General features: G+C 41.0%; 17 protein-coding genes. 7 read left to right on the top strand and 10 right to left on the bottom strand.

Annotated elements, in window-relative coordinates:
* Nucleotide 1: 1 nt before the first annotated feature.
* The 4 genes from C4F40_RS16185 to C4F40_RS16200 form a co-directional block, all read right to left on the bottom strand.
* Nucleotides 2-3,235, bottom strand: coding sequence for a SusC/RagA family TonB-linked outer membrane protein (locus C4F40_RS16185; RefSeq protein ID WP_196940469.1), 3,234 nt, complete (start codon nt 3,233-3,235; stop codon nt 2-4).
* A 74-nt stretch (nt 3,236-3,309) separates the two neighbouring features.
* Complete coding sequence (locus C4F40_RS16190; protein ID WP_196940470.1) at nt 3,310-4,035, bottom strand: MIP/aquaporin family protein; 726 nt, start codon at nt 4,033-4,035, stop codon at nt 3,310-3,312.
* Nucleotides 4,036-4,063: 28 nt separating this feature from the next.
* On the bottom strand, nt 4,064-5,560 hold the full coding sequence (gene glpK, locus C4F40_RS16195; protein ID WP_196940471.1) for a glycerol kinase GlpK: 1,497 nt from the start codon (nt 5,558-5,560) through the stop codon (nt 4,064-4,066).
* Between the two features lie 31 nt (nt 5,561-5,591).
* Nucleotides 5,592-7,157 (bottom strand): glycerol-3-phosphate dehydrogenase/oxidase, encoded by a 1,566-nt coding sequence (locus tag C4F40_RS16200; RefSeq protein ID WP_196940472.1) that lies wholly within the window; start codon nt 7,155-7,157, stop codon nt 5,592-5,594.
* Nucleotides 7,158-7,364: 207 nt separating this feature from the next.
* Between C4F40_RS16200 and C4F40_RS16205 the strand changes: the two genes are divergently transcribed.
* The 3 genes from C4F40_RS16205 to C4F40_RS16215 all read left to right on the top strand — a co-directional run bounded on the left by C4F40_RS16205 (nt 7,365) and on the right by C4F40_RS16215 (nt 11,241).
* Nucleotides 7,365-8,132, top strand: coding sequence for a DeoR/GlpR family DNA-binding transcription regulator (locus tag C4F40_RS16205; RefSeq protein ID WP_196940473.1), 768 nt, complete (start codon nt 7,365-7,367; stop codon nt 8,130-8,132).
* Nucleotides 8,133-8,435: 303 nt separating this feature from the next.
* Nucleotides 8,436-10,220, top strand: a complete 1,785-nt coding sequence (locus tag C4F40_RS16210; protein ID WP_196940474.1) for an ABC transporter ATP-binding protein — start codon at nt 8,436-8,438, stop codon at nt 10,218-10,220.
* A 52-nt stretch (nt 10,221-10,272) separates the two neighbouring features.
* The gene (locus C4F40_RS16215) at nt 10,273-11,241 is read left to right on the top strand and encodes a 1-acyl-sn-glycerol-3-phosphate acyltransferase (protein ID WP_196940475.1); all 969 of its coding nucleotides are present in this window, start codon (nt 10,273-10,275) and stop codon (nt 11,239-11,241) included.
* A gap of 61 nt (nt 11,242-11,302) precedes the next feature.
* On the opposite strand, the gene C4F40_RS16220 is transcribed toward C4F40_RS16215, so the two are convergent.
* Nucleotides 11,303-12,877 carry an OmpP1/FadL family transporter gene (locus C4F40_RS16220; protein ID WP_196940476.1) on the bottom strand — a complete coding sequence of 525 codons (1,575 nt, stop codon included), beginning with the start codon at nt 12,875-12,877 and terminating at the stop codon, nt 11,303-11,305.
* Nucleotides 12,878-12,952: 75 nt separating this feature from the next.
* The gene (locus C4F40_RS16225) at nt 12,953-14,125 is read right to left on the bottom strand and encodes a hypothetical protein (protein ID WP_231390097.1); all 1,173 of its coding nucleotides are present in this window, start codon (nt 14,123-14,125) and stop codon (nt 12,953-12,955) included.
* A gap of 196 nt (nt 14,126-14,321) precedes the next feature.
* Between C4F40_RS16225 and proS the strand changes: the two genes are divergently transcribed.
* The 4 genes from proS to C4F40_RS16245 all read left to right on the top strand — a co-directional run bounded on the left by proS (nt 14,322) and on the right by C4F40_RS16245 (nt 18,652).
* Nucleotides 14,322-15,794, top strand: coding sequence for a proline--tRNA ligase (proS, locus tag C4F40_RS16230; protein WP_196940477.1), 1,473 nt, complete (start codon nt 14,322-14,324; stop codon nt 15,792-15,794).
* Between the two features lie 49 nt (nt 15,795-15,843).
* Nucleotides 15,844-16,638 carry a Rossmann-fold NAD(P)-binding domain-containing protein gene (locus C4F40_RS16235; RefSeq protein WP_196940478.1) on the top strand — a complete coding sequence of 265 codons (795 nt, stop codon included), beginning with the start codon at nt 15,844-15,846 and terminating at the stop codon, nt 16,636-16,638.
* Nucleotides 16,639-16,665: 27 nt separating this feature from the next.
* Nucleotides 16,666-17,811 (top strand): cystathionine gamma-synthase, encoded by a 1,146-nt coding sequence (locus C4F40_RS16240; protein WP_196940479.1) that lies wholly within the window; start codon nt 16,666-16,668, stop codon nt 17,809-17,811.
* Between the two features lie 64 nt (nt 17,812-17,875).
* Nucleotides 17,876-18,652, top strand: a complete 777-nt coding sequence (locus tag C4F40_RS16245; RefSeq protein WP_196940480.1) for a TIGR02757 family protein — start codon at nt 17,876-17,878, stop codon at nt 18,650-18,652.
* Nucleotides 18,653-18,688: 36 nt separating this feature from the next.
* Here the strand turns inward: C4F40_RS16245 and C4F40_RS16250 are convergent, their stop codons facing one another.
* From C4F40_RS16250 to C4F40_RS16265, 4 genes are all read right to left on the bottom strand, one after another.
* Nucleotides 18,689-21,106, bottom strand: a complete 2,418-nt coding sequence (locus C4F40_RS16250; protein WP_196940481.1) for a heavy metal translocating P-type ATPase — start codon at nt 21,104-21,106, stop codon at nt 18,689-18,691.
* Nucleotides 21,107-21,261: 155 nt separating this feature from the next.
* Nucleotides 21,262-21,696, bottom strand: coding sequence for a GNAT family N-acetyltransferase (locus C4F40_RS16255; protein ID WP_196940482.1), 435 nt, complete (start codon nt 21,694-21,696; stop codon nt 21,262-21,264).
* On the bottom strand, nt 21,693-22,691 hold the full coding sequence (gap, locus tag C4F40_RS16260; protein ID WP_196940483.1) for a type I glyceraldehyde-3-phosphate dehydrogenase: 999 nt from the start codon (nt 22,689-22,691) through the stop codon (nt 21,693-21,695). Before gap ends, C4F40_RS16255 begins: the two co-directional genes overlap by 4 nt.
* On the bottom strand, nt 22,692-23,345 hold the full coding sequence (locus tag C4F40_RS16265) for a peroxiredoxin family protein (RefSeq protein WP_231390098.1): 654 nt from the start codon (nt 23,343-23,345) through the stop codon (nt 22,692-22,694).
* Between the last annotated feature and the right edge of the window lie 597 nt (nt 23,346-23,942).

A 23,942-nucleotide genomic window follows, 5' to 3' on the forward strand; every position in this document is an offset into this window, starting at 1 on the left:
TTTATAACCCTATAACTAGATTTAATCCAAAGGTTCTGGTAGCGGGAAATTGTCCAAGCTCAAAACCACGGGTAATATCTCCATTACCTAGTGTGCCAAATTCGGGATCAAATGCTGGCCAGGTCGACCAAATAAATAAATCCCTCCCGAACACTCCAACGGTTGCACGTTGTAAACCGATGTGGGAAAGCAATGTCGGACTTAAACTGTAGTCGAAACGTACCTCACGAAGCTTTAGGAAGTCAGTGGAATAGGATGTACCTTCTACATTGTCGCGACCTAAATGTGCATTGTAGTAGTCCCATACATTTGTTGCAATCACATCGTTAGGTCGGTAGGTACCGTCACCATTATCAATCACTCCATTTCCGATAATTCCATTGTATCGTCCAGGCAATGTGTTTTTTGTTTTCCCTTGCTCACCATGTACTGCTGAGGTTAATGAATATCCAACGGCTCCGAATTGGGCGTCAAACATAAATCCTAAACGGAATTGTTTATAACGAAATTCGTTATGTAAGCCTACTCTCCAAGCTGGATTTGTCTGGCCAATATATTGCATGGTATCGGTTAACATCGGAAGGCCGTTTTCGTAAATAATCTGTCCATCTGGGGCGCGTAGGTAACCGCGGCCATAAAGATCGTCCATCCGTGAACCTACTTTTGCAATAATAGCACCACGGCTTCCCGGTCCATTCTGCAGGATCATCTCTTCCATATCTTCAGTCAATTCCAGTACTTTATTTTTATTTGTACTGAAGGTAGGACTCATTGTCCATTGGAAGTTTTCTTTTCGAATAGGAATAATCCTAGACTCTAGTTCAAAGCCGCTATTTCGAAGTAATCCGGCATTTACCAGTATGTTTGTTGCTCCGGAAGATCTATCTACTATAGCCCTTAGATGTTGATTTGATGTCTTGGCCGTATAATAAGTCATGTTGAGTGAGAATCGTCCCGAAAACATAGCGATATCTGCGCCTGCCTCATAACTCCAAGTGCTCAAGGGTTCGAGTAACAAATTCGGCATTCCCGTTGGGTTAGAGCGTCCACCTGGAAAGGTGGGGTCAACATTGTAATTGTATGAGGTTTGATACGCCGTCATTGTGCCACTTCCAACCTCAGCAGCAGATCCGCGAAATTTGAGAAGCGAAAATTGCTTTGGTAAATTGATTACATCGGATAACACAAAACTTAAATTGAATGAAGGATAGCGGAATGGATCCCCTTTGTTTATAGGGGAAGCTAATGCACTGTTCCAATCGTTCCGGAAAGAAAGATCGGCAAATAAAAAGTCTTTGTAGGAAATCGTACCCAGTGCGTATATACTATTAATTACTAATTCACTGCGATATGGTGTGCTAATTAAGACACCCGCCGCATTGCCAAGATTAAAAATGCCAGGATAAGCTAAGGAATCAGCTGCATTGCGTTCCAATGAACTTTCATTGCGCAGTGTACTTCCCCCCGCTGTCAAACGTATTTTAAAATCTGAATTAATTTCTTTATTATAGGTCAACATGATGTCGGACGAGGATTCCGTGTTATTGATGGTTTGGGTGCGATACATCCCCTTACGAAATTTTTCGGTATCCCAAGGGCGTTGCTGACTTCTGTTTTCTGCATTTAAATCTAAGGTAGTTCGAACCATTAATTGCCATTCGTCGGAGAATTTATAAGAAGCTTCCACATTACCCGTTAATCCATGTCGTTTATTTTTATTCAACATCTCGTTGCTAATAAGATAAGGATTGTCGACCAAACTGCTATACGGATAATTTTGAAAAATATTCTCTTGACCATGTTGCCAATAATCTTTCAACCAATCCAACGACGCATTAGGTTGCCAGAACATGTTCCAATACATAAGCGATTGATTATTGTAACCAGAAGAGGGCAAATTATCACTTCGATTTTGGCGATAGTTTAACCGTACTTGTATTCTTAATTTGTCCGTTACATTGTGACCCGCTGTCAAGGAAGCATTGTTTCGTTCATAACCCGTGTTTGGAAGGATCCAATTGTTACGTAGATCGGTAAAGGAAAAGCGGACCTGCGTTTTCTCATCACCACCATCTAAACTCACCGAATTGGTAAATGTTGTCCCTGTTTGGAAAAAGTTTTTGCGTTCATTGGGATAGGCCTGCCAAAGTGTGCGTTCGGTAGCACGGGTTTGTGTTACCGGGTCGTACTGGAAAAAGTACTGACCGTCAAATTTTGGTCCCCAAGCCGAACTCGTGCTACGGGTACTAGCACCATCTGGGCCTGCTAAAAAGGAATAATAACGTACACCTTCCGTACCTTGTCCATACTCGTATTGATAATCGGGCCATCTGGAAATAGATTCCATCGTAGCATTTGAAGTCAGTGTAACACCAATACCTTTTCTCGCCTTGCCGGATTTTGTCGTGATAACGATCGCGCCATTTGCGCCACGTTGACCATAGAGTGCTGTTGCATTTGCTCCTTTGAGCACTGTTAATGTCTCAATGTCCTCGGGATTGATATCGTTGATCCCCGTTCCAAAGTCGGTCGGCGAATCCCCCCCTAAATAAGCTCCTGATCCAGTTCCCACCTGATTCCCGCTGCTGTTACTCACAACAACTCCATCAATTACGATTAGCGCATCATTGCTTCCCGTAATGTTATTCTCTCCTCGAAGGATAATTTTATTTGAACCAGCTGGTCCAGCTCCAGAACGGACTAAGTTCACACCAGCGACACGACCTGATAGCGCCTCAGACCAGTTATTAGGTAAGGCATCGGTCAGCTGTTCGCCTTTCAACTCTGTAGCTGCATAGCCTAGCGCCTTCTTTTGTCGTTCTATTCCCAACGCCGTGACAACAACCTCCGTTATTTCTTGCGAAGATTCGGTAAGAGAAACCACTATATTTTCAGCGTTTTCTGTATATGCCTTTGTAAAAGTCTCATAACCGATCAATTGGAAGCTAACCTGAGCGCCAATAGGTACATCAAGTTCAAATGTTCCATCTGCCTTGGTAGATAGCAACGATTGTCCATTCACACGTATCGAAACTGATCCCAAAGGTTGGCTTGTACTGCCATCTACTGTTCTTCCTTTGATCCGGACCTTTTCCTGGCTGCTTGTCTGCTCCATGGGATGAACAACGTTGGCATACACATTACTTCCCGAATAGCAAGCTGTAGCCAAAGCAAGCCATAAAACCTTCGAAAGGTTTTTTTTGGGTTTTACTTTTTCAAGCTTTCTTGTTAACATAAGGTTTTCTTTATTTTAATATTGGTTACAAAAATGTGCTTTCTAATATTAACGCAATGTTAATTTATGCGTTTTTAATTCAATATGCCGTATAATAACGCAGCTGTAATACCTCCGACCATTGGACCGAGTATGGGTATCCATGCGTAAGAAACGTTAAAATTTGCTTTGTTTTTAATAGGTAAAATAGCGTGTATAATGCGGGGACCTAAGTCTCTGGCAGGGTTAATGGCATATCCAGTTGTGCCGCCCAATGATAGACCGATGGCCCATACCAAAAAGGCGACGGGTATAGCACCGATCGATCCCAATCCAATAGGCGTAGAGTCGGATAGCGACGCATCTTTAAAATGCAAAATTGTGAAAATAAGTACAAAGGTGCCAAGCACCTCGCTAAAAAGATTGATCGGTAAATTTCGGATTGCCGGAGACGTACAAAAGACAGCTTGTTTTGCGCCGGCATCATCCGTCTGGTCAAAATGATCTTTGTACATAATCCATACCAATAATGCGCCGATCATTGCACCGAAAAGTTGGGCGAGCATGTACGATAGGGTAGTAGACATGTCCAATTTTCCTAAGGCAAAATTGGCTATACTAACCGCCCAATTTAAGTGGGCACCGCTATGCGGACCGGCGATATTTACGCCTACAAATACGGCTAGCGCCCAGCCTGTGCAAATTACAATCCAACCCGAATTATTGCCTTTGGTGTTTTTTAAAACTACATTGGCAACCACCCCTCCACCTAAGAGGATCATCGCACCGGTGCCTATTAATTCTGCTACAAATGGTGTCATAACAATAAGGTTTTATAATGTTGGATAACTAATTATAATCAGCCCAGAATTTTGCGGTATCTGTAGCCCTCTTCCATTCATGAAGCTGTATTCCGAAATCTTTCTCCGTGGCAAAATGGAAAGTTTTGTCTTCTTTCCACAGCGTCTTTAGTTCCTCGATATCTTTCCAGTATCCAACAGCTAAACCAGCTAAAAAAGCAGCTCCCATCGCTGTGGTCTCCGTAATAGCTGGTCTTACCACGTTGGTCTTTAGGATATCTGCCTGGAATTGCATCAGGAAATTATTATTGGTTGCTCCGCCATCAACGCGCAATTCTTTGATTTTCGCTTTCGAGTCTATTTCCATGGCTTTTAAAATGTCGTAGGTTTGGTAAGCAATGCTCTCCAGAGCAGCCCGCGCGACATGTGCATCGTTAGATCCCCTTGAAAGGCCCAATAAAGTTCCCCTTGCCTGCGAATTCCAATGCGGGGCACCAAGGCCGGAAAAAGCGGGAACGAGATAAACCCCGTCTGTATTGGGCACACTTGTCGCTAATTTTTCAATTTCATTGGATTTTCTTATTATTCCCAACTCATCGCGTAGCCACTGTACCACCGCACCGCCAATGAAGATGCTTCCTTCCAGTGCATAGTTCACTTCATTGCCGATTTTCCACGCAACGGTCGTCACCAGGTTATTTTTCGAAATAACCGGTTTGTCGCCAATATTCATGAGTAAAAAACACCCTGTACCGTATGTGTTTTTTACCATACCCTTCTGTGTGCAAAGCTGACCGAATAACGCGGCTTGTTGGTCGCCTGCTATACCGGCAATAGGAATGCGATTGGTTCCCAGTTCTGTACTTGTTTCGCCATATACTTCTGAGCTACTGCATACCTCTGGCAGCATGGATTTGGGAATTTCAAAAATGTCTAACAGTTCATCATCCCATGTTAGTGTATTGATATTAAAGAGAAGTGTCCGTGATGCGTTTGTTACGTCCGTGATGTGTTTCTCTCCGTTTGTTAAATTATAAACTAACCAAGAGTCCACTGTTCCAAAAGCGAGTTCCCCCTTCTCAGCCATAGCCCGTGCACCGCTTACATGGTTTAGAATCCAGTTTATTTTGGAAGCCGAGAAATAAGAGTCAATTAACAATCCGGTCTTTTCCTGAATAATTTTATCTAAACCTTTTTCGGCTATTGTTTTGCAGTAATCCGCGGTGCGTCGATCCTGCCATACAATCGCATGGTAAATAGGCTTGCCCGTTTTTTTATTCCATACAATCGTAGTTTCCCGTTGGTTGGTAATACCTATCGCTTTTATGGATTCCGTTCTTAGTTTGGATTTAGCAATAACTTCTGTCATTACGGCGACTTGCGTAGACCAAATTTCTTGGGCATCGTGTTCTACCCAGCCTGATTTCGGGAAAATCTGCGTAAATTCCTTTTGGGCTATATTGATTATTTTCCCCCGTTTGTCGAATAGAATAGCTCTAGAACTTGTCGTTCCCTGATCCAAAGAAAGTATATACTCCTTCTTCATGTGTTTATGGTTTATGTGGTTATCATGTAATTTATATGGTGTACTTTTTTACCAATTGGTCATATTCTTTTATCTCTTTCATTACCCATTCTTCGTCTTTACCCATTTCTTTTGCCATGATTCGAGCGACTACCGGAGCCGCCTCCAACGAAGCTTTCGCATCGAGTAGCAACAATCGCGTTCGTCTTGCTAGGAAGTCTTCCACTTTGACGATCATCTCGTTTCGGCATGCCCATATCACTTCAGCTGCGGTATAGTCGTAGCTTTCATGAAGTTTTTCATATAAAGTAGGATCCATTTGCGACAACGCCTGTATCGCCCGAAAGTCGCTGCCGTATACTTGCCAATGCCCTTTTCTTTTCTCCGATGTGGATCCATGAATAGCAAGGTGATGTGTCTGGCATTTCCGGTTTTCCAGTCCGACAGTCCGTATGGCCATATCGACCGTCTCTTCACCCATCTTGCGGTAGGTGGTCCATTTTCCACCGGTAATTGTAATGAGATTGGATTCACTTTTCAATAATTTATGATCGCGGGAGATCTCTTTTGTACTATTTCCGTCTCCATGTTTTGGAGCAGCCAAAGGACGTAATCCTGCAAATATGCTCAATACATCTTGACGGGTAGGTGCATTTTCCAGGTAGTCATTTGCCGTGTCCAAGATAAATTGAATCTCCTCTTCCAACGGGCGTGGTTCGATCTGATTTTCATGTAATGGCGTATCTGTAGTACCCAGTAGTACTTTACCATGCCAGGGGACACCGAACAAGACCCTACCGTCACTAGTTTCGGGAATCATAAGGGCGTCTTCATTTCCCAAGAATTTTTTGTCAATTACAATGTGCGCTCCCTGGCTCGGTCTTACGAGGTTTTGATGGGTTGCTGTGTCTAGTTTTAGTATCTCATCTACAAAGATACCGGTCGCGTTGATGAGCGCTTTGGTCCTAACGGTATAAACTTTATCTGTAGTTTTATCCATAAAAGACAGACCATTCACTTTGCCGGTATTGCTTTTGGTTATTTGCGTTACCTGCGCATAGTTAAGGACCGTTGCTCCGTGTTCTGCAGCGGTTTGTGCGAGATTTATGGCCAACCGGGCATCGTCAAATTGACCGTCATAATATTGAATACCTCCCTTTAAACCCTTCTCTTTTACTTTCGGTATCTTATTAATTACTTCGTTTTTGTTGAGCAGTGTTGACTTTCCGATTCTTAAATTTCCGGCCATCCAATCGTAAAATTTTAATCCGATAAGAAATTTTAATTTATTGAATGTACTGTAAGAAGGTATTACAAAGCTCTGAACAAATGAAACGTGTGGCGCATTTTGAAATATCAGCCCTCTTTCTTTTAATGCAGACTTTACCAGTTTTATATCCCCGTTTGCTAAATAGCGTACGCCGCCGTGAACTAACTTCGTGCTTTTACTAGAGGTTCCTTTTGCAAAATCATACATTTCAACCAACAATGTTTTGTAACCCCTTGATGCAGCATCAACAGCAATTCCAAGTCCGGTGGCCCCTCCACCAATTATGGTTACATCCCACTCCTCTGTCGTATTGATGGAATTATAAGCTTCGTTTCTTGTGAACTTCATTTTGTTTAATGATGATTTTGTTTTATTTATGATGTAAATATATCAAAAATCGTAAATAAACGAAACTTTGTGAAACAAAAAATAATTTTATCTTTTTTGTTAAAGAAGTTCCTTACATTAGAAATATGAAATACCCATGAATCCGTGTGTCAACACAATGTACATTCACGGGTATTCCCCATAACCTTTTAAACAGATACATATTATATGAATAATGTTGAGCGCCACCAATATATTATACGGAAGATAAAGCAAGACGGACATGTCTCTGTATTGGATTTATGTGATAATTTAAAAGTATCTTCTGTAACAATTAGAAAGGATTTGCAGTTTTTGGAAGATAGTGGCTTGGTGTATCGTACACATGGTGGTGCGACATCGCAGAATCCATATCAAACTGATAGAACCGTTTTTGAGAAAGAAAAAATCCATGAATCGGAAAAAATAAGGATTGCAAAAGCGGCTTCTAACCTGGTAATCAATAACGATTCGATTATTATCGGATCGGGAACGACTACTCAGTTTTTTGCACGTCAATTGGCCCCTCAAGGCAATCTTACCGTAGTGACATCAGCCTTGAATGTAACCCTGGAGCTAATTAAACACGAGAATGTGGAGATTATTCAACTAGGAGGAGCTGTACGAAAGACTTCGACCTCCGTAACAGGTCAGTATGCACACACTACGCTCGACAACTTTTTCTGTTCAAAGCTGTTTTTGGGTGTAGACGGTATAGACCTGGATTTTGGTATTTCTACGACTAATGCGCAGGAAGCTATATTGAATATGAAGATGATCGACGTCGCACAACAGGTCATCGTTCTTGCAGACGCAAGTAAATTCGGCCGTAAAAGTTTTGGGAAAATTGTTGATTTTTCCAAAATAGACATGATCATCAGTGACGACATACCGCCAAAATTCAAAGAATTATTTGATTCGTTAGGTATAGAAACCATAATATGTAAGTCTGATTAGGAATGCGTTCCCGATTCTTGCAGAAGTTTAATAAGCGACTGGATTGTTCGGGAGATAACTTAATATATAATTTTAGATAGTTTATTGATCCGTGTGCATATGTATTAATTTGTCATCCTGACGAAAGGAATGGCGAAGCAATCATTCATGCCGTTTAATACAAGCACGAATGAATAAGGAACAAAAAACTACTTTGATAACTGTCCAGATACTTCGGCAAGCCTCAGTATGACATTATTAAGTCGGTTTTTTTTATAATGTATCACGGATTAAACTAGTAATCAATTAACAAGTATAAGCAGTATGACCATATCGCAGTTGTTTAAAAAGATCGTTCCATTTACGAAATCTTACAAAAACTTAATTTTTTATACATTAATATTAACTGTTATTGGTTCTTTTGCGGCGCAGGTAAATGCTTTTATATTAAAATATACCGTAGACAGTATCAGCGATTTGTTGGTCGCCCGAACTCCGCTAGGGCAGGGGGTCCACCTTTTGGGGATTATTTCCATCATTCTTTTGGCTAAAGAAATTATCTACTCATGTGTCCAATTCGGTCAGAAATTTTACGGCGAAAAGCTACGTATTATGATCGCGCGGGATTTTTCCCAAGCAATCGTAGATAAAATTTTGACTTATAAATTGGCGTTCTACACCTCCACTGTCAATGAATCAGGTAAGCTGCAGACCCGGATAGATGCCGGTATCAGTTCCCTTACCAGATTAGTACAGAATTTTTTTATTGATATTTTGCCGCTGTTCGCTAACGCTATTGTAGCATTGATTTGTATGTTTCTGGCTAATTTTTACGTCGGTCTCGTAGGCTTGATTATTATTCCTATCTACTTCTTCGTTTCGCAGATGCAGGCACGGCGATTATCGGGGTTCCGTCGCAGCATGCGTAGTTATCGTGAAAATAAGAGTAATCAAATTATAAACTTAATAGATTCGATCACCGTTATTAAGTCCTTTGTCACTGAAAAGATAGAGGCCGACCGGCACAAAAAGATTCAATATGATATGACAGAGAATCAAATGGCCACGCGTAAAACGAGTTTTCTATTTGATAGCATCAAAGGATTTATTGAGCAGATCGGAATTGTAATTGTCATTATTTTGACGGCATACTTTGTGCTTAATGAGCAAATGACGCTAGGCGCGATTATGTTTCATATCATGTTGTTCAACAATGTTTCAGCTCCGATAAGACAATTGCATCGTATATATGATGAGGTCAACGATGCGTTAATTTATTCGGAAAGCTTTTTTGGTATATTGGAAGCAGATGATCAAAAAGAACAAAGTGGACGTTATCGCCCCGCTAACATTAAAGGTTTAATCGAAATTCAAGATGTTGATTTCGAATATCCTAATGGCCATAAAGCACTGAGCGGTGTAAATATGATTATCAGACCCAATCAGAATACAGCTTTGGTCGGACTGTCGGGTGCAGGAAAGAGTACCATAATAAATCTATTGGACAAATTTTACGAACCTACTACTGGTAAAATCTTGCTTGACGGCGTTGATTTAAAGGAATACGATACGGAGTATCTGCGTGAAAATGTAGGACTCGTTTTACAGCGCAATCATATTTTCAAAGGGAGTATAGCCGATAACATCCGTTATGGAAAAATCGATGCGACGATGGAAGAAGTTATTGAAGCATCAAAGCAGGCATATATCCACGAGCAGGTATTGGAATTGCCAAACGGATACAATTCAGAAGCACATCTGCTATCTGGTGGACAGCAGCAACGAATCGCTATCGCACGCATGTTCTTAAAGAATCCTTCAATTATCTTTCTAGATGAACCTACGGCTAATTTAGATGCTATTGCAACAGAGCAAATTAAAAATAGTCTCGATGCGATCAAGGTAGGACGCACGGTGATTGTTGTATCACACAGCATTTCTCAGATAATTGATTCCGAACATATTATTGTAATGGAAAAAGGACGTGTTGTTGAAGATGGTACACATGAGGAACTGTATGATAACAAGGATACGTACCACCGTATTTTCAGCGCTATGGCAAATAGTTTAAATATTCAAAAAATTACGGAATCTATGCGCGAGGATTAAGTTGAAGTTTGTTTGCGTAAATTTATTTACATTTATAACATATGTATTAAATATGCTTTATTCTTTATTGCGAAATTTTATCAAAATCGGACTGCAATGGTATATTGCAGATCTACGGCCAATGCATTTGGGGAAAGCTAAGTTTCAAGGGCCCACACTTGTTCTTTCCAATCATCCCAATTCTTTTTTTGATGCATTGCTGATTGCAGCTTATGCCCCCGTAGAAATTCATTATCTTGTAAGAGGGGATGTTTTCCGAAATCCTTTTGTTAATGTCGTATTAAGGGCGCTATATATGCGACCGATTTACAAGAAGACGGACGACCCAGAGTATGCCGTGAAAAATGAATTTACCTACGATGAATGTATGCAGGTTTTAAGGGATGGCAAGCATGTCCTCATTTTTCCCGAAGGTAAATCGCATAATCTCTGGTATCTCCAGCCATTTATGAGAAATGGCCTCTCTGTGCTTTTGGAACGATCCTATAAGCGGAACATTCCTGTACAGATACAGTCCTACGCCCTGAATTATAATTCGTTTTTAAGCGTGCCCAAGAGTGTGTCTATTGAAGCGTTGCATACGATAGATTCGACAGAATATATTGAAAACGGTTCTTTACAAATTGAATCCATTATTGCGCTCACCCAGGAAGCACTGAAAAAGAACATACCGGGAGTGCCTTTGAAGCCAAATGTACTGGCAGAAAACAAGAGAAAGTTATTATTTGTTCCTGCTAAAATCGGTTATTATACCCAATATTGGTTCTATAAATTATGGAAGAATTATATTGCTAAGAAAACACAAGGAACCATCTTCTTTGACTCATTACTTTTTGGAGCTCTGCTCTTTTCGTATCCCATTTTGGTGTTCGTACTCAGTATACTTGTGGGGAATTTATTTGGGTTTTGGTGGGGGATTTTTATTTTTATGCTATTACCTTCTACGAGCTATTGCATGTCAAAATATCAACATATACCAGTAGAAACGGATTTGAAAACTGAGCGGGTTAATTATTTGTAGGTATTGATAAAAATAACAACGCCAACCCATTAGGGGTTGGCGTTGTTATTTTATGTTTTCTTTAAAACTTAGCACCCAATGTTAATAGTACACTGGTGCGGTTGTGGTCGATACTCGCTACCGGACTTGCTACGCCCCAAAATGATTCGTTAACAGTATACGGGTTTTGTTTGTATGAATTTATCTGATGTACGACGGCAACATCTAGATAAGTAGAATTCGTTATCTTAAAACCCAATCCTAAGCTACCGCTATAATTGGTGTCGTCCGCGTACTTGTAGGGATTGCCGAAGTAATTAAACCCAGCGCGTCCACTGATTATATTGTTGAAAAGATATTCTCCTCCGACACGTACATTCGCTACACCTTGGTATTCGTCTTTAATAGCGTCATTGGTGGAATTCAACAGATCCAGAAAATCACGGCCTCCCGAATAACTTCCACTGCTGGTACTATATTTCATCGTGCTGTAATCCAGATATTCCACATCGGCGCTAATCAACCCTCTACTGAAGAATTTTGTAAGTCCCAAAGCAAATTTCCAGGGTGTATTGAGCTGGTAATCCGTGCCACTAGGGTAAAGCTTGGATTCGTAAGATGCGAAGGAATTTGCCGTTGTTTCATCGTCGTAAAAGTCGATGTCCGTCCAGGCTTCTGTATCTTCTTTTACGGTAGTCCAAGTCGGCGTGCTGATGGTCAATCCAATATTCCAGTCGGCAGCAGGTTTGTATATCGCACCTAATTTTAAATCAACCCCCGAACCTTCCGTTACCTGCGAAAAATTGTCAAACAATTCGTAACTCGCTTCTACATAATCATATTTATCGTTGGTAGGATCTGCAAAATCAGAATTAGGATTATCTGCCAAGATCGCAGCTCTATCCTTTGTCCAGCCGTTTTCAATAAATTGGGAAGATCTTTCATAACGGAAAGAGGTAATCCCTAGGGTAGCTCCAAAATAGAATTTATTGCTGTGGTTCGCACCGAATGCAATGGCTGTTTTGGAACGGCTTCCTTTTTGAAGAATGTCGTTGTATTGGTTTTTCGAACCGTTTTCTACGGCAAGCGGAAAGTATCCCTTGGTTGCATCGCCGAATTGTTCAACAATACCAGATCCACTGAAATCGCTACTGAAATCAGCGTTGCCATCCATGATATCCGTCAGCCCATTTACGATAGAAGAATTCATGTTGTTTCCCTCGTATTTTAGGTGGTTGTTGTAATTTTGGGTTTTGTCATAGCTTAGGCCCACGTTGAAATTTAAGATACCACTACTCAAATTTCCGGATTTTTGTGTAGGAAAATGGAAAACTATACCTGCTTGATCCACGCCGAAGTTGCCTTTATTACTGGTTGTATTGAGACCTTCGAATGCCGTTTTATTTTTATTTTGCAAGTAATTAAATGTTATCGACACGTCCGACCGTCCAAAGAATCCCAATCCAGCTGGATTTCCCGTAATGGTACTGACGTCACCGCCTAATGCTGTCTGTGCATTTCCTAATCCTTTGAAGCGCGCGGATCCACCATTGTTTTCTTGGGAAAATAGAATGGCATCACCTAGGGATTGAGCTTGAACGGTTCCCCAAAATGTACTCGCAACGAATGCGGATAATATGAAGTTTTTTAATGTCATTATTTATAATAGTATGTTGTTAAAATAATAGCCAATATAATTTAACAAATATTGGCTATTGGGATATGTTTATTATTATCGTCTTGATGATCCCGATGATCTCGATCCGCCGCCGCCGCCGGAACTTCCTCGTGAAGAACCTCCGCTGGACATTGAGGATCCGCTACTTCTACTCGGCGAGCTTTGTGATACTCCACTGTTCGATCTAGGAGGAGGCGAATTTCTTTGCGGTGCAGCCTCCGTACGTCTTGTCGAAGGAGGAGCAGTCGACGTTCTTGTGTTGCCCGGTCTGGTCGTAGAGGTTCTGGTCCCTGTCGGTGCAGTAGACGTTCTCGTCCGGCCTGATGAACCAACAGTGGATCTCCTGCCGTCCGTTGTATTTCTTGAACCAGCCACAGGGCGTCTGCCATCAGTTGTTCTTCCAGTTCCAATTGTATTTCTACTGTTTGTACGTGAAGTACCTGTGCCTACTCGGCTTCCTGTAGAAGATCTTACACCTTCGGTATTACGTCTTGAAGCACTTCTCGTGCCAGTGACAATACGGCCATTTGCATCACGGCTCACTGCATTATTGGATCTTACGTTAGAACTTCTTGCCCGTGTATTGAATCGATCTCTTGAAACTGATCTATCCGATACACGCGAAGATCTACCGACATAGCCGTAACTTGGATAGCCACCAAATCCGTGACCGTAGTATGGATGTCCCCACCTGTTGTAAAAGGAATTATGTCCCCAAAATCCGCCATAACCGAAACCGCCATAGCCCCATCCCATTCCATAATAAGGGTTTCCCCATCCCATTCCGAAGTATGGATTGCCCCATCCCATGCCCATAGACCAACCAGATCCCCATCCCCAATTTGAGAATCCCATTCCGAATCCACCATAGCCATACCACGGATCAAAAAATGGATCGTAATAACCCATACCTGGTGTGGCGTAATAAAAGCGATTAATACGGTTCGCGTATTCTAAATCTTCATATTCACCATCCACATACTCTTGATCAGAATACTCGTCTGCATAATATCCATTTTCATTTTCAACTGATTCTTCTTCTACATAGTTTTCATCTGTATAATAATAATCAGGGCTTTGATAAACTTGTTGGGCAATGGCGCGGGATTGATTATTGTATACATCATCCTTGTAAGTTATTTGTTTACTAGTGGAACATGAGCTAAGTGCCGCAACAATTGCTAATGCCCATCCGCCTATTAATAATCTATTTGTTTTTAATTTCATGATAATCTTTCCTTCCAGAGTCTTTAGATAATCCAGTCTTATTTATTAACTTAGACGCAGTTTTTAAATTAGGGTTTAACGCCACTTAACAAAAATATAAATAAAATCTGGAATTTAATTTTTGCCTTGTCAAGGACGCGTTAAGAAAACGAGAATCTATAATATATTGTTACAATAAAAATAGTTAAAAATTTAAATGAGTAAAGGAATAACAAGCCGTAGTGAGGATTATTCGCAATGGTATAATGATTTGGTAATCAAAGCAGATTTAGCAGAATATGCTGCTGTGAGAGGGTGTATGGTCATTAAACCATATGGATACGGAATATGGGAAAGAATGCAGGCCATCTTAGATAAAAGGTTCAAAGAAACGGGACACAGCAATGCCTATTTTCCATTATTTATTCCAAAGTCGTTTTTCTCGAAAGAAGCATCGCACGTAGAAGGATTTGCAACCGAATGTGCTGTGGTGACACATTACCGTTTAAAAAATGATGGCAATGGCAATATCATCGTGGATGAAGATGCAAAATTAGAGGAAGAACTAATTGTCAGACCAACTTCAGAAACGATTATTTGGAATACCTATCGAGGTTGGATAGAATCGTACAGAGATCTTCCTATTTTAGTAAATCAATGGGCTAATGTTGTCAGATGGGAAATGCGTACGCGTTTGTTTTTGCGCACGACCGAATTTTTATGGCAAGAAGGCCATACAGCACATGCCACAGAGCAAGAGGCGATTGAAGAAGCAGAGCGGATGCTGGATGTCTACGCTGAATTTGCCGAAAATATATTAGCGGTACCTGTAATTCGTGGCCGTAAGACCGAAAATGAACGGTTCGCCGGAGCCTTGGATACCTACTGTATTGAAGCACTAATGCAAGATGGAAAAGCATTGCAGGCAGGAACTTCTCATTTTTTAGGACAGAATTTCGCGAAAGCTTTCGATGTCAAGTTTACGTCTAAGGAAGGAAAACTAGAGCATGTATGGGCTACTTCATGGGGTGTTTCTACCCGTTTGATGGGCGCACTTGTTATGGCTCACTCGGATGATCAAGGGTTGATCTTACCCCCAAAATTAGCGCCAATTCAGGTGGTAATCGTGCCGATTTTTAGAACAGAAGAAGAGAAAGCGACAATAGATGTTTTCGTTGGTACATTGATGGCAGAGCTTAAAGAGATCGGTGTATCAGTCAAATTTGACGATCGGGATACGCAACGCCCAGGCTTTAAATTTGCAGAATGGGAGTTGAAAGGTGTGCCTCTACGTGTGGCTGTGGGTGCACGTGATATGCAAAATGGTACGGTGGAATTGGCCAGACGTGATATCCAAACCAAAGAAACGGTTTCGCAGGAAGGTCTTTCAGCAAAGATCGAAAGCTTATTGGATGAAATCCAGACTAATATCTATCAGAAGGCACTGAACTTTAGAGATAGTCATATTACGGAAGTGAATTCCTATGATGAGTTTAAAGAAATCCTCGAATCGAAAGGAGGATTTATTTCTTGTCATTGGGATGGTACCGTAGAAACAGAAAAACGTGTAAAAGAGGAAACTAAAGCGACCATTCGATGTATTCCGTTGGATAACAAAGTGGAGGAAGGGATCTGTGTTTTTACGGGCAAACCATCTACACAGCGTGTACTTTTTGCGAAAGCGTATTAGATTGGTGACTGGTGACTAGTGATTGGTGTTTAGTCCAAAAAAGAAAAATGTGAAGACCACGAGGGTGCTTATTTTAGGTTGCGGTTGGGTAGGGGAGGAATTCGCCATTCAATGTCGAAATCAGGGAATAGAAGTATGGGCAAGTACGACCAATATAGAGAAATACCATCGTTTGAAAAGCGATGGTATTTTTTCGTTCTTGTTGGATTTTGATCATGTTAAGCAAGTGCCGGATATCTTGCCCGATACATTTGATTATATCTTAACAAGTGTCCCTGCCAGTTCTAAAAATACCGTAGAAGCGATATCGCAGCGATTTAACAACGTTTTGAGTTTTATTCGCCTGTTACAGTACAGTAAACATATTTTCCTGAGTTCGATTGGGATATATCCAAACATAGACGGAGTGATTGATGAGTATTTCGGTGATAAAGAAGCGTTAAATCCGTTACTTCTTTTAGCGGAAGAAAAGATGACATCACTGCCACAGACGATCGTATTCCGGTTAGGCGGACTTTTCGGGAAGAATCGGATATTTGCCAAGTATTTTGCTGGCAAAATCTGTACAACAGGTAATCAACCCGCAAATTTTGTCCATATCCAAGATGTAATACAGCTTATTTTTCTGGCTTTTGCTACGCATTTCGCACATCGATTGTTTAACATTGTTTGTCCTGAGCACCCCTTAAAAAAAGAAATTATAGTCGCATCTGCTACCAAGTATGGATACGAGCTACCCAGATCTTTTGAACCTGAGCAGATGACACAAAAAATAGTATCTTCTGATCGCGTCATTCAAACGTTAGAATATACATTTTTGTACCCTTCTCCTTTAAATTTTTAATACTTTTAAGCATTCAAACTTAAAGCTATGGCATATAAATTTGCAACAAAGGCTATTCATGCCGGTCAACATGCAGACCCCAGCACAGGGGCCGTAATGACACCTATATATCAGACCTCTACTTACAAGCAGGCCTCTCCAGGAGATCATAAAGGTTTTGAATACTCCAGAGGTACTAATCCGACCCGAAAAGCGTTGGAAGATTGTTTAGCCGCACTCGAAAACGGTCAATTTGGATTAGCATTCTCTAGCGGTATGGCCGCTACAGATTGTGTGTTACGTTTGTTAAAACCTGGAGATGAAGTTGTAACAGGCGATGACCTATATGGTGGGTCGTATCGGATATTCACAAAAGTATATGAGCAGTATGGTATCAAATTTGTTTTCGTAAATACATCGGACAGCGAAGAAGTTCGTCGCGGGATTACCGAAAAGACTAAATTAATCTGGGTTGAAACACCAACTAATCCCACATTGAAATTGGCAGATATCGCAGAAATTGGGAAGATTGCCAAAGAAAGGGATATATTATATGTTGTCGACAATACATTCGCTTCTCCATATTTACAAAATCCGTTGGATTTAGGCGCAGATATTGTCATGCATTCGGCTACAAAATATATAAATGGACATTCCGATGTAGTAATGGGAGCCCTGATTATGAATTCTGAAGATTTATATAAGCAATTATTTTTCTTTTATAATGCCATAGGAGGTACTCCCGGACCTCAAGATTCATTTTTAGCGCTGCGTGGGATCAAAACACTACATTTACGGATGCAAGCGCATTGCGAAAATGGACGAAAAGTTGCTGAATTCTTGAAAAATCATCCAAAGATAGCGAAAATCTACTGGCCCGGATTTGAAGACCATCCGGGGCATGATATAGCGAAGAAGCAAATGAAAGATTTTGGCGGGATGATTTCCATCGTATTGAGAGAAGCTGACCTGCAGGAAACCTTTCGAATCGCTTCACTGTTTAAGGTGTTTACCCTTGCTGAATCACTGGGTGGTGTGGAGTCTTTAGTCAACCACCCCGCTACCATGACCCACGGTTCTATACCGAAAGAAACACGTGAAAAAGTCGGTGTAGTGGATAATTTATTGCGTTTGTCAGTGGGAATAGAAGATGCTGAAGACTTGATCGACGATTTGAAACAGGTATTGTCTTAGTGCTTAAATACGTATATCTAATCCCTAACTCCTAGTCTCTAACTCCTAGCTCCTAAGTCCTAGCATGTCAGATTTTAATATTAAAAATTTTTTAGAAGCGAAAGTTCTGCAGTACAATCGACCTGCTTTCATCACCCATGATCCCATCTGTATTCCTCATTTGTTTACGCAGAAACAGAATATCGAAATAATGGGCTTTTTTGCGTCTATACTAGCTTGGGGGCAGCGGAAGACTATTATCAACAAATGCAATGAGCTTATCGATCGAATGAACGGAGATCCGTATCATTTTATACGCAATCATCAGGACGAAGACCTCAAAAATCTTTTAGGTTTCAAGCACCGTACATTTAATGATACGGATTTACTGTACTTTATCTCATTTTTTCGGTACCATTACCATCGCTTCGATTCATTGGAAGATGCATTTCTCATGGGGCAGGAGGGGATTCAAACCATTTCGGTAGAGAAGGCATTGAACGAGTTCAAAAACTATTTTTTTTCCTTGCCCGATTACCCTTTAAGAACACGTAAACACGTCAGTTCACCTCTTCAAAAATCTACATGTAAGCGTCTGAATATGTTTCTTCGTTGGATGGTGCGTAAAGATGAACATGGTGTCGACTTTGGAATTTGGGATCGTATTTTACCCAGTCAATTGATTGCGCCCTGTGATGTTCATGTCGAACGAGTGGCACGCAAATTTCGTTTGATCACCCTAGAAAAGGTGAATTGGAAAACGGCAATCGAATTGACAGAAAACCTAAGGTTGTTGGATCCGAAAGATCCTGTCAAATACGATTTCGCCCTTTTTGGATTAGGTGTGGAAAGAGAAATGTAACTAATTTGTATTACAATTTCCCTTCCCCTTTGCGCTTTACTTTTTCCATTTCAGTCTCAAACTATTACTCACCACACTTACGCTGCTTAAAGCCATTGCAGCCCCTGCAATCAACGGATTTAGTAAAAATCCGTTGATCGGATATAATATTCCGGCAGCGAGAGGAATACCGATCAGGTTGTAGATAAATGCCCAAAAGAGGTTTTGCTTAATGGTGGCCACGGTTTGTTTAGATAAACGTATGGCTTGTGGTATCTTGGTAAGATCTGAGGAGATAATGGTCATCTTGGCAACATCCATTGCGATATCACTTCCTTTACCCATTGCAATACTTACGTCGGCTGTCGCCAGGGCGGTACTGTCATTAATTCCGTCGCCTACCATTGCTACTATTTTGCCTTGCTGTTGCAGCTCCTTTACAAAGTTGGCTTTGTGCTGTGGCAGTACTTCGGCTTTGTAATGCAAGATACCAGTTTGCTCAGCGATCGCTTTAGCTGTCGCTTCATTGTCGCCGGTAAGCATATACAATTCGATACCCATATCCTGCATTTCTTTAATTGCCTGAACTGATGTTTCTTTAATTTTATCCGAAATGGCAATCACAGAAAGCGCCCGTTTGCTATTTGCAAACCAGATTACCGTTTTGGATTGTTCACCCCATTCATCGGCTTGGTTTTGCAGTTGGTCAGCAATCGCAATATTATTTTCGGCCAAAAGTTTTTTATTTCCTACAAAATAGGTTTCATTATTATGATTGGCTTTTGCTCCTTTTCCCGTAATGCTGTCAAAGTGTGATAAGGGAGTGGTCGCAGCTCCTTCCAATTTTTTCACGACGGCTTCCGCCAAAGGGTGTTCTGATTGTTTTTCAATACTCAGCAAAATAGTTTTGGTTGTATCATCATTGTTCAACCATTGAATACTCGTTACCTCGGGTCTTCCTTCTGTTATTGTTCCTGTCTTATCTAAGACAATCGCATTAACTTTCTTAGCTAATTCAAGGCTTTCCGCATCTTTAATCAAAATACCGTTTTCCGCACCTTTACCCACACCCACCATAATCGCAGTTGGTGTAGCTAATCCCAATGCACAAGGGCAAGCAATAACCAATACCGTAACGGCTGCTAACAATCCCTGTACTAGACCGTTATCACCTCCCAGAATAAGCCATAAAATAAATGTGAGAATGGCAATACCGATAACCACCGGGACGAAAATACCCGCAATTTTATCAACTAATTTTTGGACGGGTGCTTTACTGCCTTGTGCATCCTGCACCATTTTAATGATTTGGGCAAGCATCGTCTCTTTACCTACTTTCACCGTTTTGAATTGAAAGCTGCCTTTTTGGTTAATGGTTCCGGCAAATACTTTTTCGCCATCTTGTTTCAATACCGGAACAGGTTCGCCGCTCAGCATACTTTCATCCACATACGAATTACCGGTAGTTACCATGCCATCCACCGCAATTTTTTCGCCGGGTTTTACCAAGATTATGTCATTGACATTTACATCCTCAATAGCTGTTTGTTTTTCGGTTCCGTCTGGGGCTATCACCATCACCGTTTTTGGTTGCAGACCCATCAGTTTTTTTATGGCAGTAGAGGTGTTTCCTTTGGCTTTTTCTTCTAATAATTTACCTAAAAGAATGAATGCGATAATTACTGCTGCTGCTTCAAAATAAACGTGTGCATGTAATCCGCGTTGGTGCCAGAAATCCATAAACAGCATATTAAACACACTAAAAAGATAGGCAATACCAGTACTCAGCGCTACCAAAGTGTCCATATTGGCAGAACGGTGCTTGGCCTGTTTCCACGCGTTGATAAAAAAATCTTTACCCAACCAAAGTACCACAGGAGTGGAAAATACCCACATAATTTCGTTGCCGTAAGGCATATCCATAAAGAACATGCCAATCGTTACCACAGGTATGGAAAGGATGACGGCCCAAATGGTTTTGATTTTTAGGGCACGGAATTTATTTTCGTGTAGGGATTCGAGGGTTTCCTGATGCTCGTTGTCGTCTTCTATAAATAAATCGTAACCAATGGATTGTACCGCTTTTTGCAGATTGGAAGCATTCGTCATATTTGGAAGGTACTCAACCATCAGATTTCCTGTTGCATAGTTCACAGAAGCCTCAATCACACCCGACTCATACTTTACGATATTTTCAGCACTACCCGCACACGATGCGCAAGTCATACCCAAAACCGGAAAGGTGTTTTTAACGGTTGGGACACCATATCCCAAGTCTTTAATAGCTTTCACTGCCTTGCTTACCGTTTCATTGTCTGCAACGGTAATGGCCGCCCTGCGGTTATTCAGCTCTACTTTTTGAGATACAACACCATCAACCTTTGCCAATCCTTTTTCGACGATCAATGCACAGTGTTCACTTTCCACATCTTCTAAAGGAATGTAAACTGTTTCTTTGTTGTTATTTGTAGCCATAATTTGATTGCTTTATTTACAATACAAAGTTGATAACAATATTGGGAATAACTGTTGTGGAATTACGGAATTGATTTGTAAGATTTACCTATACCTATTCTAATAAGTATGGGCGAAGGAATTGCTAATATGGAGTCCGGGTTAAATTGAAGTTGTCAGAGGAGTTTGAACATCTCTTTGTGAGGTCCGATCCCGGGAATATCAAATTCGTCTGACATGAATTCGAACCCCAATTTTTCATAGAATGGAAAGGCGATAGCGCGCGCATTAAACCAAAAGTAATCTACTTGTAATTGGGTTTTTAAATGCAATTCTGCGGCCCTCAATAGGTTTCCGGCATAAGCTTTACGGAGATGATCAGGATGTGTAGCCATCCCCCTTAATCGGTAGCCAGCTTTGGGTAATTTGCCATGGTTTTCTTTCATACAGGTCAGTACACAAACTAACCTGTCGCTGTCATCGAAATACCCCATATGGAAGGTTGTGGGTAGTAGATCATGATCAAAGATACATTGATCTTCAGGAAGTCCATTACGTAGCACGAGCGAACGTAAGGGCAAGGTTTGTTCAGGTTTTATAAAGCGGATCATCTCTTGCTCAATTTATCCAAAATATCAACCAGCCGGTTGGAATAGCCAAATTCATTATCATACCAGCCCACAACTTTCACCAGTCCGCCTACGATAGACGTAAGTTGTGCGTCAAATACACAAGAATACGGATTGTTGATGATATCCACAGAGACAATAGGGTCTTCGGTATAATACAAGACCTCTTTGAGTTCGTACATTGCAGCTGCTTTGAATTTAGCGTTGATCTCGTCTACGGTGGTCTTTTTTGAAAGTGTACATGTAAAATCTGTAAGCGATCCGTTGAGCACCGGTACCCGGATTCCTGCTCCTCCTAATTTACCTTCTAAATGCGGAAATACATTTGTAATGGCTTTGGCTGCCCCAGTAGTTGTAGGGATAATGGAAGAAGAGGCTGCCCGCGCTCTACGGAGGTCGCGATGTGGGGAGTCATGCAGATTTTGATCGCCTGTCATGGAATGTACAGTCGTAATATATCCATCCTGGATCTGCCAATTTTCATCTAATATTTTTACCAGAGGGGCCACATTATTAGTTGTACAGCTGGCATTCGAAAATATAGGCGTATTCCAATCAAAATCAAAGTCGTTTATTCCCAACACGACAGTAGGGATCTCTCTGTCTGGAGAAGGAGCGGAAATAACGACCTGTTTCGCTCCCGCTGCTAGATGGAGACTCGCCTTTTCCTTTGAGGTAAACAAACCGGTAGATTCTATTACCACATCTATATTTAACTCCTTCCACGGTAAATCCGCTGGATTTTTAATACTGAGCGTGGTGATGTTCTTTTCATCAACGACGATCGTATCCTGTGTATAATTTACCGTACCGGGAAAAGGGCCGTGAACAGAATCGTATTTAAACAAATGGGACAGCGTTTTTGCATCAGTGAGATCATTAATGGCCACAACTTCAACATGTTCGGTTCCTCTTGTTATTAAATTCCGTAATGTATGTCTTCCTATACGCCCGAAACCATTTATGGCAATTCTCATTTACTTCGTATATAAAGTAATGATCTCATTTATATTCTTCTCACCTTCCCAATAGGATTGAAGTTTACCATTGACATCATAAACATAATTTGCGGGGAATTGACTTGGTACATGGAATTTCTGAATAAAGTCCTGATTTCTATCGTACAATACCTGAACATTCGGCTTGTCTACCAATTCCTTCGCAAATGACGCTAAGAATGTAGCCATCAAAGCGGGGTCATTCATAGATACAAAATAGAGGTTGATGTCCTTAAGTTTAGTGTAATTTTTCGCGAGCGCAGCGGCTTCATCGCGGCAGTGATGACACCCCGGATCGAAAAGCACGAAGATGGTTTTCTTACCTTTTGCGAGGTCTGCATTTGTAAACGAAACTCCCGATTTTACTTTGTAAAAGGTAAATGGAGGTATGTTTGAGATTGGATCTACTGTTTTTGGAGCAACGGTAGATTGTTTTTGTGAACCAGCCGTCGGTTCTACCGGATGATTATGATCTGTGTGGTGTTCATGACCTTCGTGACCATCATGGTTATGATTGTGATCTTCATGATCATTTACTGGGGCGGATGCTTTCGTATTTGCGTTGTTTGTACAAGCTCCAAATGCCAACGCGCTTCCAAGTGCAAGATATACTACGATTTTTGTGTTCATCATGAGAATATGATATTGAAATTTAAGCAAAGCTAAAAAAAATCCGCTTTCTAATATGTAAAGATTGCTTTTTTGATATCCATCTGATAAAATAGTTGGTTTGGATTTTATGTAGACGAGTCCTTTAAAAGGAAGGTATAATAAAAGGAAGGATTAAATTATCCAATTTTTAGTTTGTCCATCGCACCGGCTTTCCGTCGTTGCCACGACAGGACCTTCATTTTTTTGTTTGACCAAAAAAACGAAGCAAAAAAAGTCAAGACTTGGTCAATGTTACGCTAAAAGCTTTTGGATTTACTAAACAGCTCCAAGCCATTTCACTTCGGGGACCTGTTCTTAACGCAAATCCAAAAGCTTTCTTAACGCTACATCGACCTAGGTCGCCCTTTTAAGTCTTAGCTGAAGCATAAAGTAATATTTAAGATTAAAGCACTATCCGTTCATACACGAAAAATGTCGCCTTGGTGGGTCGACAATAGCAGGAATGGTGAACCATCTTGTCGAGCCGGCACAGCGACGATTTTTGCTTCTTTTTAGGAAAAAGAAGTCGCCTTGCGCCGGCGATAGAGGCGCATAAAAATGTCTAATTTAATCCTTCCT

Source organism: Sphingobacterium pedocola (genome assembly GCF_015209965.1).
Lineage (GTDB): Bacteria > Bacteroidota > Bacteroidia > Sphingobacteriales > Sphingobacteriaceae > Sphingobacterium > Sphingobacterium pedocola.

What these genes read in the sequence shown, in the direction of transcription:
- C4F40_RS16185 (WP_196940469.1), bottom strand. Translation starts at nt 3,235, where the DNA reads ATGTTAACAAGAAAGCTTGAAAAAGTAAAACCCAAAAAAAACCTTTCG.
- C4F40_RS16190 (WP_196940470.1), bottom strand. Translation starts at nt 4,035, where the DNA reads ATGACACCATTTGTAGCAGAATTAATAGGCACCGGTGCGATGATCCTC.
- glpK (WP_196940471.1), bottom strand. Translation starts at nt 5,560, where the DNA reads ATGAAGAAGGAGTATATACTTTCTTTGGATCAGGGAACGACAAGTTCT.
- C4F40_RS16200 (WP_196940472.1), bottom strand. Translation starts at nt 7,157, where the DNA reads ATGAAGTTCACAAGAAACGAAGCTTATAATTCCATCAATACGACAGAG.
- C4F40_RS16205 (WP_196940473.1), top strand. Translation starts at nt 7,365, where the DNA reads ATGAATAATGTTGAGCGCCACCAATATATTATACGGAAGATAAAGCAA.
- C4F40_RS16210 (WP_196940474.1), top strand. Translation starts at nt 8,436, where the DNA reads ATGACCATATCGCAGTTGTTTAAAAAGATCGTTCCATTTACGAAATCT.
- C4F40_RS16215 (WP_196940475.1), top strand. Translation starts at nt 10,273, where the DNA reads ATGCTTTATTCTTTATTGCGAAATTTTATCAAAATCGGACTGCAATGG.
- C4F40_RS16220 (WP_196940476.1), bottom strand. Translation starts at nt 12,877, where the DNA reads ATGACATTAAAAAACTTCATATTATCCGCATTCGTTGCGAGTACATTT.
- C4F40_RS16225 (WP_231390097.1), bottom strand. Translation starts at nt 14,125, where the DNA reads ATGAAATTAAAAACAAATAGATTATTAATAGGCGGATGGGCATTAGCA.
- proS (WP_196940477.1), top strand. Translation starts at nt 14,322, where the DNA reads ATGAGTAAAGGAATAACAAGCCGTAGTGAGGATTATTCGCAATGGTAT.
- C4F40_RS16240 (WP_196940479.1), top strand. Translation starts at nt 16,666, where the DNA reads ATGGCATATAAATTTGCAACAAAGGCTATTCATGCCGGTCAACATGCA.
- C4F40_RS16245 (WP_196940480.1), top strand. Translation starts at nt 17,876, where the DNA reads ATGTCAGATTTTAATATTAAAAATTTTTTAGAAGCGAAAGTTCTGCAG.
- C4F40_RS16250 (WP_196940481.1), bottom strand. Translation starts at nt 21,106, where the DNA reads ATGGCTACAAATAACAACAAAGAAACAGTTTACATTCCTTTAGAAGAT.
- C4F40_RS16255 (WP_196940482.1), bottom strand. Translation starts at nt 21,696, where the DNA reads ATGATCCGCTTTATAAAACCTGAACAAACCTTGCCCTTACGTTCGCTC.
- gap (WP_196940483.1), bottom strand. Translation starts at nt 22,691, where the DNA reads ATGAGAATTGCCATAAATGGTTTCGGGCGTATAGGAAGACATACATTA.
- C4F40_RS16265 (WP_231390098.1), bottom strand. Translation starts at nt 23,345, where the DNA reads ATGATGAACACAAAAATCGTAGTATATCTTGCACTTGGAAGCGCGTTG.